Source organism: Kosakonia radicincitans DSM 16656 (assembly GCF_000280495.2).
GTDB lineage: Bacteria > Pseudomonadota > Gammaproteobacteria > Enterobacterales > Enterobacteriaceae > Kosakonia > Kosakonia radicincitans.
Genome location: NZ_CP018016.1, coordinates 3,325,954 through 3,339,859, shown reverse-complemented (window position 1 = coordinate 3,339,859; position 13,906 = coordinate 3,325,954). Strand labels below are relative to the sequence as shown.

The following is a 13,906-nucleotide window of genomic DNA, read 5'->3' as shown; positions in this document are numbered from 1 at the left end:
CGTTGGCAGAATGGAATTATTGAGTTGATTTCCCGGCTTTTTTTCATATCACGCTGACGAATTCTTACGGTTCCTCTCATTTACGCTATGTGCTTTCGCTTATATACTCCTGACTCTGCTATCAGCAATCAGACGGATTTCATGTACCAGCCTGTCACTCTTTTCATAGGTCTGCGCTATATGCGTGGACGCGCAGCGGACCGCTTTGGCCGCTTTGTTTCCTGGCTATCAACCATTGGCATTACGCTCGGCGTCATGGCGCTGGTGACCGTGTTATCAGTGATGAATGGCTTCGAACGCGAGCTGCAAAACAACATTCTTGGGTTAATGCCGCAGGCCACACTCACCGCGCAAAACGGCTCCCTCAATCCGCAACAACTTCCTGCCAGCGCCGTGAAATTGCAGGGCGTAACGCGTATTGCGCCGCTGACTACCGGCGATGTCGTACTGCAAAGCGCGCGCAGTGTGGCGGTCGGCGTGATGCTGGGGATCGATCCGGCGCAGAAGGATCCACTGACGCCGTATCTGGTGAACGTTAAACAGAGCGACCTGCAGGCGGGCAAATACAACATCATCCTCGGTGAACAACTGGCCGGGCAATTAGGCGTTAATCGCGGCGATCAGATCCGCGTGATGGTGCCCTCCGCCAGCCAGTTCACCCCAATGGGGCGTCTGCCGAGCCAGCGTCTGTTCACCGTGATCGGTACTTTCGCCGCCAACAGCGAAGTGGATGAATATCAAATGCTGGTGAACATTGACGATGCGTCGCGGTTGATGCGTTACCCGGTGGGTAACATTACCGGCTGGCGCTTGTGGCTCAACGAGCCGCTGAAAGTGGACGTACTGAGCCAGCAAACGCTGCCGGAAGGCACAAAATGGCAGGACTGGCGCGATCGCAAAGGCGAATTGTTCCAGGCCGTGAGCATGGAAAAGAACATGATGGGGCTGCTGCTGAGCCTGATTGTCGCCGTTGCGGCGTTTAATATCATCACCTCGCTGGGCCTGATGGTGATGGAGAAACAGGGCGAGGTGGCGATCCTGCAAACCCAGGGGCTGACGCCGCGCCAGATTATGGCGATCTTTATGGTGCAGGGAGCCAGCGCCGGGATCATTGGCGCGCTGCTTGGTGCCGTGCTTGGCGCGCTGCTTGCCAGCCAGCTCAATAATCTGATGCCGATTATCGGCGCGCTGCTCGACGGCGCGGCGCTGCCGGTGGCAATTGAGCCGCTGCAGGTCGTGGGTATTGCGCTGGTGGCGATGGCCATCGCGCTGCTTTCAACGCTTTATCCTTCCTGGCGCGCTGCCGCCACTCAACCCGCTGAGGCTTTACGTTATGAATAAAATCCTGTTGCAATGCGACAACCTGTGCAAACGCTATCAGGAAGGCAGTGTGCAAACCGACGTGCTGCACAATGTCAGCTTTAGCATGGGTGAAGGGGAGTTGATGGCGATCGTCGGTAGCTCCGGTTCCGGGAAGAGTACGCTGCTGCATCTGCTGGGTGGGCTGGATACCCCGACCTCCGGCGATGTCATTTTCCGCGATCGGCCGATGAGCAAGCTCTCATCGGCGGCGAAAGCAGAGCTGCGCAACCGCGAACTCGGCTTTATCTACCAGTTTCACCATCTGCTGCCCGATTTTACCGCGCTGGAAAACGTGGCTATGCCGCTCCTCATCGGGAAAAAGAAACCGGCGGAAATTGATGCCCGTGCGCGGGAAATGCTGCGCGCCGTTGGGCTTGAGCATCGCGCCAGTCACCGTCCTTCTGAGCTTTCCGGCGGTGAACGCCAGCGCGTTGCTATCGCGCGCGCGCTGGTGAACAATCCGCGTCTGGTGCTGGCAGATGAACCGACCGGTAATCTCGATGCCCGCAACGCCGACAGTATCTTTGCGCTGCTGGGGGAACTGAATCAGGCGCAGGGCACCGCCTTTCTGGTGGTGACGCACGATCTGCAACTGGCGAAGCGTATGAATCGCCAACTGGAGATGCGCGACGGCCACCTGAGCGCCGATGTGACGCTGATGGGGGCAGATTAATGGCGCTGCCTCTGTCGTTATTGATTGGTCTGCGCTTTAGCCGCGGTCGCCGTCGCGGCGGAATGGTGTCGCTGATTTCGGTGATCTCCACTGTCGGTATCGCGCTGGGTGTGGCGGTGTTGATCGTCGGTTTAAGCGCGATGAACGGTTTCGAGCGCGAGTTGAACAACCGCATTCTGGCGGTGGTGCCGCACGGCGAGATCGAGCCGGTGAATCAGCCGTGGAACGACTGGGACACGGCGCTGGAAAAAGTGAAAAAAGTTCCCGGCATTGCTGCCGCTGCGCCCTATATTAATTTTACCGGGCTGGTAGAAAGTGGGGCGAATTTGCGCGCCATCCAGGTGAAAGGCGTTGATCCGGCGCAGGAGAGCGAGCTGAGCGCGCTGCCGAAATTTGTGCAGGGCGATGCCTGGCAGAATTTCCGTGCCGGTGAGCAGCAAATCATTCTCGGCAAAGGCGTTGCCGATGCGCTAAAAGTGAAGCAGGGCGACTGGGTATCGATCATGATCCCCAACTCGGACGACGCGCACAAACTGCTGCAACCGAAACGCGTGCGTCTGCACGTAACCGGGATTTTACAGCTCAGCGGCCAGCTTGATCACAGCTATGCCATGATCCCGATGGCGGATGCGCAGCAGTATCTGGAGATGGGCAGCAGCATTACCGGTATCGACATCAAAGTGAATGATGTGTTTAACGCCAATAAGCTGGTGCGCGATGCGGGCAGCGTCACGAACAACTATGTCTATATCAAAAGCTGGATCGGCAAGTACGGCTATATGTACCGCGACATCCAGATGATCCGCGCCATTATGTATCTGGCGATGGTGCTGGTGATTGGCGTGGCCTGTTTTAATATTGTCTCGACACTGGTGATGGCGGTAAAAGACAAAAGCGGCGACATTGCCGTGCTGCGCACGCTGGGGGCGAAAGATGGCCTGATCCGCGCCGTGTTTGTCTGGTACGGGCTGCTGGCCGGGCTGCTGGGCAGCCTCTGCGGCGTGGTGATTGGTGTTATTGTGGCGCTGCAACTGACACCGATTATCAACGTGATTGAGAAGATTATTGGTCATCAGTTCCTGTCGGGGGATATCTACTTTATCGATTTCCTGCCGTCAGAGTTACACCCGCTGGATGTGGTGTACGTGCTGGTGACGGCGTTACTTCTGAGCCTGCTGGCGAGCTGGTATCCGGCGCGCCGGGCGAGCAATATTGATCCGGCAAGAGTACTGAGCGGGCAGTAATCCCGCCGTTTTCACAGGGCCACAACGAAGGAGTGGCGATGAATTACGGATTTGATATCGGCGGCAGTAAAATCGCGTTAGGCGTCTTTGACGCTGAGCGACGCTTACAGTGGGAAAAGCGCGTCGCCACGCCCCACGACAGTTACGACGCGTTTTTGCGCGCCATCACCGGGCTGGTTGCCGAAGCGGATGAACGCTTCGGTAGCAAAGGCAGCGTCGGCGTCGGTATTCCTGGTATGCCAGAGACCGCCGACGGTACGCTGTATGCCTCCAACCTTCCTGCCGCCAGCGGTCAGCCGCTGCGCACCGATCTCAGCGCTCTGCTTGCGCGGGATGTGCGTATCGATAACGATGCCAACTGCTTTACCCTCTCAGAAGCCTGGGATGATGAATTCCGCGACTATCCGCTGGTGATGGGGTTGATCCTCGGCACTGGCATGGGCGGCGGGCTGGTGGTGAACGGGAAATCGGTGACCGGGCGTCGTTTTATTACCGGAGAATTTGGTCATATTCGCCTGCCGGTGGATGCGCTGGGGCTGATGGGTTTTGACTTTCCGTTAACCCGCTGCGGCTGCGGCAAAATTGGCTGCATTGAGAACTATCTCTCGGGACGCGGTTTTGCGTGGCTGTATCAGTACTTCTACCATCAATCGTTGTCAGCGCCGGAAATCATTTCGCACTGGGAGCAGGGCGAGGCGAAAGCGCGGGCCCATGTTGAGCGCTATGTGGATTTACTGGCGGTGTGTCTGGGCAATATTCTGACCATTGTCGATCCCGATCTGCTGGTGATCGGCGGTGGTTTATCAAACTTCAGCGCACTGACCCGGCTGTTGCCGGAACGCATTGCGCCGCATCTGCTGCCGGCAGGCGATGTCCCGCGTATTGAACGTGCTCGCCACGGCGATGCGGGCGGCATGCGCGGCGCGGCCTTCCTTCACTTAACTGATTAAATCCTGAGAGGATGCCATGCAATCGCGTCGTTTACATCGTCTCAGCCGTTTTCGCCGTAACAAACGCCGCCAGCGCGAGCGGTTACGCCAGCGAATTTTCTTCAGAGACAGAGTGGTACCGGAACTGATGGAAAAACCAAGAGTCGTCGTCCTGACCGGAGCGGGCATTTCTGCCGAATCCGGCATTCGTACTTTTCGCGCCGCCGACGGGCTGTGGGAAGAGCATCATGTGGAAGATGTGGCAACGCCGGAAGGTTTTGCCCGCAACCCGCAGCTGGTGCAGACTTTTTATAACGATCGTCGTCGGCAGTTGCAATTGCCGGAGATTGTGCCGAACGCCGCGCACCTGGCGCTGGCGAAGCTGGAGCAGGCGCTGGGCGATCGTTTCCTGCTGATCACGCAAAATATCGATAACCTACATGAGCGCGCCGGCAACAAAAACATTATCCATATGCACGGTGAGCTACTGAAAGTGCGCTGCTCGCAGAGCGGGCAGGTGCTGGAGTGGACCGGCGATGTCACGCGTGAAGATAAATGTCACTGCTGCCAGTTCCCCGCGCCGCTGCGCCCGCATGTGGTGTGGTTTGGCGAGATGCCGCTGGGCATGGATGAAATTTACAGCGCGCTGGCGATGGCCGATGTCTTTATCGCCATTGGCACATCCGGGCATGTTTACCCGGCTGCCGGGTTTGTCCACGAAGCGAAACTACAGGGCGCGCACACCGTTGAGCTGAACCTTGAACCGAGCCAGGTCGGCAGCGAGTTCGAAGAGAAGCACTATGGGCTGGCAAGCGAAGTGGTGCCAGAGTTTGTGGAAAAATTGCTGAAAGGGCTGTAACGACACTCTCTCGCACAAGCGGGAGTATGCCGTTTGCTTGTCGCCCGGCGGCGCTTTGCGTGCCGGGCCTTTCGTTTCTCCCCGACAAATAAGTTACAAGTCGCTTTCCGGTAAGTTCCCCGTAAGTTTTCACCGCGGATGATAGCGCTTCCATTGCTAACAGGAGCGCCATTATGGTTGTTGTGCCGCACCGCATTATTGCTGCCAGTTTGCTGTCTCTCTCATTTTCCGCCCTTGCCGATGACGCCACCACCTGGGGGCTGGGCGTCGGCGTTGCCAGCACGCAAAAACCCTATACCGGGATCGACCGCGAATACACGCCGCTGCCGGTACTGCATATCGAAAACCGTTATTTCCGCTTTTTAGGCACCACTGCTGAAGTGAAATTACCTGCCTGGCAGTGGAGTGAAACCCAACGGCTAAATGCCGGTCTAATAGCCCGCTATGATGGCGCAGGCTACGCCTCCGACGATGCCGAAATTCTGCGTGGGATGGATAAGCGCAAAGGCGGCGTGTGGGCTGGCGTCAACGTGGAGTGGCAGAACCCGCTGGTGAATATTTTCACCGACTGGTCGCACGATATCTCCGGTAACAGCAACGGGCAACGCCTGCGTCTTGGCGCGGAGCGTAGCTGGCAGTGGGGCGATGTGACCCTGACGCCGCGTGTTGTGGCGAACCGTTACGACAGCAATTATGTGAATTATTACTATGGCGTGCGCAGCGATGAAGCCCGCGCCTGGCGACCTGCCTGGCAGGGGGACGCCGCGCTGAACACGGAAATTGGCCTCAATGGCCGCTGGCAGTTCAGCACTCACCAGTTGTTGATGGTGGATGTGCAGGCGACGCTGCTGGCATCAGAAATTAAGGATAGCCCGCTGGTGGACAGGACCAACGAAAACCGATTTTTTGTGAGTTATCTCTACGACTTCTGATGAGCCGAATACTGTTAATAGAAGATCATGACCATCTGGCGCGCCTGATCGGTAAAGGGCTGGGCGCCGCCGGGATCGCCACGGATATCGTCGGTCGCGGCGATGCCGCCTGGCATGCCATACAGCAAGTGGCTTACCAGGGGCTGGTGCTCGATCGGGGATTGCCGGATGGCGACGGTTTGCAGTTATTGCAGCGCCTGCGCCAGGCGCAGGTTGTCACGCCGTGCCTGATCCTGACCGCCCGCGATGCGTTGCACGATCGTGTCGAAGGGCTGGAGGCCGGAGCCGATGATTATCTGGCCAAACCCTTTGCCATGGAGGAGCTGGTGGCTCGTGTGCGGGCATTATTACGTCGTCCCGCCGAAAGCCAGACCCTGAAGCCAATGTGGGGCGATATCACTTTATTGCCGGAATCGGCGGTCATGTGCTGCGGGCAGCAGAATGTCCCGCTGGCTCCCGCTGAGCTACAGATCATGCTGACGTTGATCCGTAAGCAGGGCAGCATTGTGCGCCGCAACAGTATGGAGGCGGCCGGGTGGGGGCTGAGCGATGCCGTTACGCCGAACGCCCTCGATGTTGTTTTGTATCGGCTGCGCCGCAAACTGCTGGCGATTGGCTCCCGTTTGCAGATTGTGAATATCAGGGGGCTGGGCTATGCCATCCGGGAAAACACGCCGCTTTAACAGCCTGTCGTTCAAGATCTTACTGGCCTTTATCACCGGCGTGCTGCTCAGCATTGCGCTGCTGATCCTGCTCGGTATGGTGGTGAAAGAGCGTTTGCCGGGAATGGATCTGACTGATTACACCCGGGCGTTAGCCCGCCAGTTGCAATTTGATGCTCACGGTCAGCCGATCGGTTTTCGTGAAGGGGCTGATTATCCGCTGTGGATCTACAGCAGCCTCGAAGAGGAACTGGCATACCGGGTGCTGGATGCCGACGGGAAAGTGGTATTGATGTCGCCGGGCGCACAGCACTGGCCGCCGCTACCGCAACTTACTGCGCCGGTTGCGGGCGACTTCAAGTTTCAATTGCAGGGCGCGGAATATGGCGGTACCAGCGATCCCTATTTCATGGAGGGAAAGCGCTGGTTTATCCAGGTGAGCGCCAGTTCGCGGATTATCGATTTTTTGCACCGTGGATTTGCCCTGCCGTTTATTCGTTTTGGTATTGAGCTGTTCAGTCTGGTGCTGTTGGTGGTGTTCGGTTTGTGCGCCTGGGTGACGCTGGCCTGGTCGCTGCGACCGTTGCGACAGGCATCCGCCGGAGCCGCCACGATCTCGCCGCGCTCGCTGGATGCCCGTTTGCCAACGGCGGGTGTTCCCACGGAGATTTCGCCGCTGATCGACAGTTTTAACCAGGCATTAGCCCGGCTGGAGACGGGGTTTCGCAATCAGCAGGATTTTCTGGCGAAGGCCGCCCATGAGCTGAAGACGCCGCTGACGCTGATTCGCGCTGAAGTGGAATTGATGAGCGACTGTGCCGAGGCCCGCGAACTGCTGCTGGCTCGCGTGGAACATCTTTCCCGCCAGGTACAGCAACTGCTGATCCTCGCGGAGGCCAGCGAGCCGCTGAGCTACCACTTCGCGCCGGTTGATGTGGCGGATGTCGCCCGCGATAGCGCGCGATTTCTGCAGCGCATTGCCGAAGAGGCGCGCGTCAATCTGACGCTGAGCTTCAGGCATGTTGCCGTGGTGTGGAATGCCGATCGCGGCGCATTGTTCACCCTGCTGAAAAACCTGATGGAAAACGCGATCCAGCATGCGCCTGCGGGCAGCGACGTGCATATAGAAATTCATGCGCAGGCCATCACGCTTCGCGATTGGGGGCCGGGTGTTATCGGGGACGAACTGCCTTTATTGTTCACGCGCTTTTGGCGCGGCGCACACCGGCGCGATAGCGGCGCCGGGCTGGGGCTGGCGATCTGCCAGGAAATTGCCGTGGCTCATGGCTGGTCGCTGACGGCAGAAAACGTGCAACCCGGTCTGCGGCTGAGGTTGTGTGTGACGGGGGAGTGAGTAGCACTTTCTGCACCCCGCATCCGGCGTGCATGATGTTCAGATATTCTGAGGATTGCCAACAAATCTCCTGGCTTTCTCTGCAGGCGTGACAAACTTAGTATTTCTCTGTTGATACCCGTGATACACCGATCATGGCGAACAACCGGATCGGCCCGGATTTCGATCTGCACGGTACCACCAGATGAGAAAGGGCCGAGCTAAAACCGGGAAGCCGTACGCGGATTCCCGGCCCATAAAGGAGAATTAGCATGGCATATGTCACAACAAACCCGTACACCGGCGAAGTCGTTAAGACGTTCCCGGATGCCACCGATGCTGAAGTTAATGGCGCGATAGAACGATCGCACCGTGCTTTTAGCGAGTGGAAAAATGTTTCATTTGCACAGCGCGGCGCGATTTTACAGAACGCAGCCAACCTGTTACGCCAGCAAAAAGATGAATTTGCGCAGTTGCTTACGCTTGAAATGGGCAAGCTGATTTCAGAAGCGCGAGCGGAAGTGGAACTGTCGGCACAAATTTTTGAATACTACGTGCATAATGCCGAAAAACTTCTGGCGCCGGAGATCCTGCCGGTGGCAAACCCGGAAGAAGCCACGGCGAAAATTGTGCATGAACCGCTGGGAGTGCTGCTGGCGATCGAGCCGTGGAATTTCCCGTACTATCAAATCGCCCGCATCATTGCTCCGCAACTCTCCGCCGGTAACACCATCCTGTTAAAACATGCGTCGAATGTTCCGCAAAGTGCCGCGCGGTTTGAGCGCCTGATGAAAGAGGCCGGTCTACCTGACGGCGGATTTATCAATCTCTACGCAGCCCGTCACCATATCGAACTGATCCTTAATGACCCGCGGGTACAGGGTGTGGCGTTAACCGGTTCTGAGGGCGCGGGTGCCACCGTTGCTCAGCAAGCGGCGAAGGCGCTGAAAAAATCCACGCTGGAACTTGGCGGGGCCGATGCGTTTATCGTGCTTGCCGATGCCGATATCGAAAAAGCGGCGAAGTGGGGCGTATTTGGTCGCCACTGGAATGGCGGGCAAGTTTGCGTCTCATCGAAACGCATGATCGTTGTTGATGAGGTGTATGACCAGTTTGTTGACCATTACATCAAAGGTGTTGCCGCGTTGCGGGCGGGCGATCCGCTGGATGAAAACACAACGCTGGCACCGCTCTCATCGCAACAGGCCGCTGACGAAGTTAAAGAGAAAATCAGCCTGGCCATTGCGCATGGCGCACAGGCGCTGGAAGTTGGACCGAAAGTCCCGGAACGCGGGGCATTTGTGCAGCCGACGATCCTGACCAATGTGACGCCAGACAATCCGGCCTACTATATGGAGTTCTTCGGCCCCGTGTCGATGATCTTCAGAGCCAAAAACGAAGACGACGCGGTGCGGATTGCCAATGACTCGCCGTTTGGCCTTGGCGGTTCTGTCTTTACCCGCGATACCGCGCACGGTGAAGCGCTGGCCAGTCGCATCTCTACTGGCATGGTGTATATCAACCATCCCACGCGTGTTAAAGCCGATCTCCCGTTTGGCGGGGTCCGCCGTTCCGGTTATGGCCGCGAATTAACCGGGCTGGGGATTAAAGAGTTCGTCAACCATAAGCTGATTTCGGTTGTCGATATTGATGCCGATTTTTAACTGCGCGAGGAGCCAGCCCCCGTCGGTTCGGCTCCCCGGCTAACGCGACGCGGCCCACATTCTGGGCCGCGGTTTGCGGCTTAACGCCCGGCTTTTAACTTCTGGTAATACTCTTCATAAATGGCGCTGGCGCTGCCAACATCATTTTGCCATTCGCCTTTGCTGAGGGTTTCCGCATCCGGGTAAAGCGATTTGTCGTTCGCCACTTCCGGTTTTAGCAGCTTACGCGCGGCAAGGTTCGGCGTCGGGTAACCGATGGTTTCCGCCACCTGTCTGGCAATGTCCGGGCGCAGCAGGAAGTTGATCAACTTCAGCGCGCCGTCGACGTTTTTCGCATTGGCCGGAATCGACAGGCTGTCCATCCAGAAGATACCTCCTTCCTGCGGCCATACCACTTCCAGCGGTGTACCGGCCTGACGAGCTACATACGCCGAGCCGTTCCATACCATGCCGAGGTTTACTTCCCCTTCCATATACGGGTTCGCCGGATTGTCGGAGTTGAAGGCCGCCACATTCGGCATCAGCTTTTGCAGCTCTTTATACGCCGCTTCAATCTCTTTCGGATCGGTGGTGTTGCCGGAGTAACCGAGCTTGCGTAGCGCCATCTGGAACACTTCGCGTGCATCGTCGGTCAGCAGCAGGCTGCCTTTGTATTCGGGTTTCCACAGATCGGCCCAGCGGGTGACGCTCTTTGGATCGATAGCTTCGCTGTTAACACCGATAGCGGTTGCGCCCCAGATATAAGGGATCGAGTAATCATTGTTCGGATCGAACGGTTTGTTGAGCATTTGCGGATCGAGGTTGTGGAAGTTGGTCAGCTTCGTTTTATCGATCTTCTGAATCATGCCCTCTTTGCGCATTTTGTCGACGAAGTAGGTGGATGGCACCACCAGATCGTAAGCACCGTCTTTATAGGTTTTGAGCTTGGCGTACATAGTTTCATTCGATTCGTAAGTCGAATAGATAACCTTGATGCCTGTCTCTTTGGTGAACTGTTCCAGCAGGCCTGGCGGCACATACTCGGTCCAGTTGTAGAAGTAGAGCGTTTTGTTGTCGTCCGCGTGCGCAGCGCTCATGCCGAGGGCGAGAGCGCCCGCTGCGAGCAGGTGGCGTGACCATTTTTTCATATTACGTCCCCTGAGATTGAGCCTCTGTTTCAGGCTATTTTATTTGCCATTCCGGTATTGAACGCGGCGGAAATTCTCGCGAACGCCTTGTTGAATCCGGCATGGCGGTGTTCGTTACGCCTGGCGCGGCTGGCTTCTGGCTTTGGTGGTATCGCGGGCAATCAATTGGCTGGCAATAACCAGCACCAGCGACAGAACCAGCAGAATCGTTGCCAGCGCGTTCACTTCCGGCGACACGCCGACTTTGACCATCGAATAGATCTTCAGCGGCAGAATTTCATACCCCGGCCCGGTCACGAAGGAGGAGACCACCACATCATCCATCGACAGCGTGAAACTCAATAACCAGCCAGCGGCCACGGCGGGCATCGCCAGCGGCAGAATGATTTTGCGCAGAATGGTGATTTCGCTGGCCCCGAGATCTTTGGCCGCTTCCAGCATCCGCACATCAAACCCCTTCAGGCGTGAAAACACCGTAACCACGACAAACGGCAGGCAGAAGGTGATATGCGAAAACAGCAGCGACCAGAAACCGAGCTGAATGCCCAGCAGCATAAACAGCACCAGCAGGGAGATAGCCATTACGATATCCGGCGACATCATCACCACGAACAGCATGCCGCTGACGAACGGCTTGCCGCGAAAACGGTAGCGATAAAGCGCGACGGCGGTCAGCGAACCGATAAGCGTGGCGAATGTCGCCGACAGCACCGCCATGGTTAGCGAGTGCTGCGCCGCCTGCAACAGACTGTCATTGTTCATCAGCAGGCTGTACCACTGCGTGGTGAAGCCCTGCCAGTTAATGCCGAAGCGCGAACTGTTAAAGGAATTGACGATCAAGATAATGATCGGGATATAGAGATAAGCATAAATGGCGGTCATAAAACCGCCGCGCAGCAGTCGACCGATCATTCGAGTTCCACCTTTTTATTCAGCAAGCGCGCGGCGCGCCAGTAAACCAGCAGCATCAACCCCATTACGATTGTCAGAGTGATGCTGGTTGCTGAACCAAATGGCCAGTCGCGGATATTAAGGAACTGGCTCTTAATGACGTTGCCGACCAGCAGATTTTTCGCGCCGCCCATCAGATCCGAAACGTAAAACAGCCCCATTGCCGGCAGCATTACCAGCAAACACCCGGCGATAATCCCCGGCATGGTCAGTGGAATGATAATGCGCGTAAAGGTTTGCAGCTTACTGGCACCCAGATCTCTCGCCGCTTCCAGCAAGGGCTTATCGAGCTTTTCGATGCTGGAGTAGAGCGGCATCACCATAAACGGCAGCAGAATATAGACCAGACCAATAATTACCGCGCCAGGGGTGAACATAATGCGTATCGGCGTATCGATAACGCCGAGCCACAGCAGGAACGCATTCAGATAGCCTTTGGTGCTGAGGAAAATCTTCAGCCCGTAGATGCGAATCAGCGAATTGGTCCAGAAGGGAACAATCAGCAAGAACAGCAGCAGCGGACGCACTTTGGCAGGCAGTTTCGCCAGAAACCAGGCAAACGGATAGCCGATCGCCAGGCAAGCGAGCGTGGCGATCAGCGCCATATTCAACGAGTGCAGCAGCACGTCGAAATAGAGCGGATCGAACAGGCGCGTGTAGTTGTCCAGCGTAAAGACCAGCGCAACGAAATGGGCGTCATCGCGGGTTAAAAAGCTGGTGGCGATGATCATCAGATTGGGCAGAAAGACAAACAGTACAAGCCAACCGACAATGGTGATGATCGCCGCGTTCTGGAATTTACTTGTACTCTTCATCAGCCAGTACGACCTCCCAGCTTTCCACCCAGTTAATGGCCATTTTTTGGTCCAGCGAGTGGTCAAAATCGGGATCGTCTTCGTTGAAGAATTCACTGACCATCACCATCTTGCCGTTCTCCAGCTCAACCATCGATTCCAGTGTCATGCCTTTGTAATTGCGTTCGCGCACGTAGCCGATCAGACCTGCCACTTCGGCAACATCATGAACCTCTTCCACGCGCAGATCTTCCGGACGCAGCAGCACATTGAGCCGCTGACCTTTTTCGACGGCGAAATTGACGTGAATATGACATTCGCGGCCTTCTACGCTTGCGCGCACGCGCGTTTCATCCAGGCGTTCGAGCACCGTGGCGTTAAAGATATTGATCTCGCCAATAAAGCTGGCAACAAACAGATTTTTCGGCTCTTCGTAGATTTCGCGCGGCGTGCCGTCCTGCTCAATACGGCCATCGCGCATCACCACGATACGATCGGACATCGTCAGCGCTTCTTCCTGATCGTGGGTGACGAAAACAAAAGTAATGCCGAGTTTACGCTGCAGCGCTTTTAGTTCGTTCTGCATCTGCTTGCGCAGCTTGTAGTCGAGCGCTGAGAGGGATTCATCCAGCAGCAACAGGCGCGGTTTGTTGACTACCGCACGGGCGATAGCAACGCGTTGCTGCTGGCCGCCAGAGAGCTGATGCGGTTTACGCTGGGCGAACTCATCAAGCTGCACCATGCGCAGCGCTTCGGTGACGCGCGGGGTGATTTCGCTGGCCGGGGTTTTTTGCATCCGCAGACCAAATGCCACGTTTTCGAAAACGGTCATGTGCGGGAAGAGGGCGTAGCTTTGAAAAACGGTATTCACATGGCGGTGTTCCGCCGGAACGTTCGTTATCTCCTGGTCATCGAGGCGGATATAACCGGCATCGACGTTTTCCAGCCCGGCAATCAGGCGCAGAACGGTGGTTTTGCCGCAACCGGAGGGGCCAAGCAGGGTGAGAAATTCGCCGTTATTGATGGTGAGATTAAAATCGGTAATGACATTTTTGCCATCAAAGCTTTTGCCAATACCGGCCAGTTGCACCAGCGGCGAATGCGAACGCGATTGTGTGTTCAATTTTTTACTCTGTCCCGTGTTTGCGCATCGAATGGCGTATTGGATGCGGGGTTTGTGATTAACCACCTTGAGGGTTGTGCACGATTTAAGGGCTGGCATTCTACGGCAAAGCCATGAAATCGCCAATCATTGTGAGTTTTTTGCTCATCAAACAGGTGCTTCTCAACGACATTTCCTGTGCGAGAGCAATTTTGAAAATATACTCGTTTACGGGGTAAAGGTGACTTGACGCAATATTTATCTTTTCATGCTT

The 13,906-nt window shown here is 56.4% G+C and carries 13 protein-coding genes; 9 read left to right on the top strand and 4 right to left on the bottom strand.

Features of this window, described 5'->3' with window-relative positions; translation table 11 throughout:
* Nucleotides 1–141 precede the first annotated feature (141 nt).
* The 9 genes from lolC to Y71_RS16010 all read left to right on the top strand — a co-directional run bounded on the left by lolC (nucleotide 142) and on the right by Y71_RS16010 (nucleotide 9,658).
* Nucleotides 142–1,341, top strand: coding sequence for a lipoprotein-releasing ABC transporter permease subunit LolC (gene lolC, locus Y71_RS16050; RefSeq protein WP_007374524.1), 1,200 nt, complete (start codon nucleotides 142–144; stop codon nucleotides 1,339–1,341).
* Nucleotides 1,334–2,035: a lipoprotein-releasing ABC transporter ATP-binding protein LolD gene (gene lolD / locus Y71_RS16045; RefSeq protein ID WP_007374525.1), complete on the top strand. Its 702-nt coding sequence runs from the start codon at nucleotides 1,334–1,336 to the stop codon at nucleotides 2,033–2,035. The genes lolC and lolD overlap by 8 nt, the downstream gene beginning before the upstream one ends.
* Nucleotides 2,035–3,279 carry a lipoprotein-releasing ABC transporter permease subunit LolE gene (gene lolE / locus Y71_RS16040; protein ID WP_007374526.1) on the top strand — a complete coding sequence of 415 codons (1,245 nt, stop codon included), beginning with the start codon at nucleotides 2,035–2,037 and terminating at the stop codon, nucleotides 3,277–3,279. Before lolD ends, lolE begins: the two co-directional genes overlap by 1 nt.
* Before the next feature lie 38 nt (nucleotides 3,280–3,317).
* Entirely contained in the window at nucleotides 3,318–4,229 is a 912-nt protein-coding gene (gene nagK, locus Y71_RS16035) for an N-acetylglucosamine kinase (RefSeq protein ID WP_007374527.1), read from the top strand.
* Nucleotides 4,230–4,245: 16 nt separating this feature from the next.
* Nucleotides 4,246–5,067, top strand: a complete 822-nt coding sequence (gene cobB / locus Y71_RS16030) for a Sir2 family NAD+-dependent deacetylase (protein WP_007374528.1) — start codon at nucleotides 4,246–4,248, stop codon at nucleotides 5,065–5,067.
* A 173-nt stretch (nucleotides 5,068–5,240) separates the two neighbouring features.
* On the top strand, nucleotides 5,241–5,999 hold the full coding sequence (locus Y71_RS16025; RefSeq protein WP_007374529.1) for a MipA/OmpV family protein: 759 nt from the start codon (nucleotides 5,241–5,243) through the stop codon (nucleotides 5,997–5,999).
* Nucleotides 5,999–6,682 (top strand): response regulator transcription factor, encoded by a 684-nt coding sequence (locus Y71_RS16020; RefSeq protein ID WP_007374530.1) that lies wholly within the window; start codon nucleotides 5,999–6,001, stop codon nucleotides 6,680–6,682. Before Y71_RS16025 ends, Y71_RS16020 begins: the two co-directional genes overlap by 1 nt.
* A complete protein-coding gene (locus tag Y71_RS16015) occupies nucleotides 6,654–8,015 on the top strand; it encodes an ATP-binding protein (protein ID WP_007374531.1) in 1,362 nt (453 codons plus the stop codon). Before Y71_RS16020 ends, Y71_RS16015 begins: the two co-directional genes overlap by 29 nt.
* A gap of 251 nt (nucleotides 8,016–8,266) precedes the next feature.
* On the top strand, nucleotides 8,267–9,658 hold the full coding sequence (locus tag Y71_RS16010) for an NAD-dependent succinate-semialdehyde dehydrogenase (RefSeq protein WP_007374532.1): 1,392 nt from the start codon (nucleotides 8,267–8,269) through the stop codon (nucleotides 9,656–9,658).
* 80 nt (nucleotides 9,659–9,738) lie between these two features.
* Here the strand turns inward: Y71_RS16010 and potD are convergent, their stop codons facing one another.
* The 4 genes from potD to potA all read right to left on the bottom strand — a co-directional run bounded on the left by potD (nucleotide 9,739) and on the right by potA (nucleotide 13,686).
* A complete protein-coding gene (gene potD, locus Y71_RS16005) occupies nucleotides 9,739–10,785 on the bottom strand; it encodes a spermidine/putrescine ABC transporter substrate-binding protein PotD (protein ID WP_007374533.1) in 1,047 nt (348 codons plus the stop codon).
* 114 nt (nucleotides 10,786–10,899) lie between these two features.
* Entirely contained in the window at nucleotides 10,900–11,697 is a 798-nt protein-coding gene (gene potC / locus Y71_RS16000) for a spermidine/putrescine ABC transporter permease PotC (RefSeq protein ID WP_007374534.1), read from the bottom strand.
* Complete coding sequence (gene potB, locus Y71_RS15995; protein ID WP_007374535.1) at nucleotides 11,694–12,551, bottom strand: spermidine/putrescine ABC transporter permease PotB; 858 nt, start codon at nucleotides 12,549–12,551, stop codon at nucleotides 11,694–11,696. The genes potC and potB overlap by 4 nt, the downstream gene beginning before the upstream one ends.
* Entirely contained in the window at nucleotides 12,535–13,686 is a 1,152-nt protein-coding gene (gene potA, locus Y71_RS15990) for a spermidine/putrescine ABC transporter ATP-binding protein PotA (protein WP_167287392.1), read from the bottom strand. Before potA ends, potB begins: the two co-directional genes overlap by 17 nt.
* Between the last annotated feature and the right edge of the window lie 220 nt (nucleotides 13,687–13,906).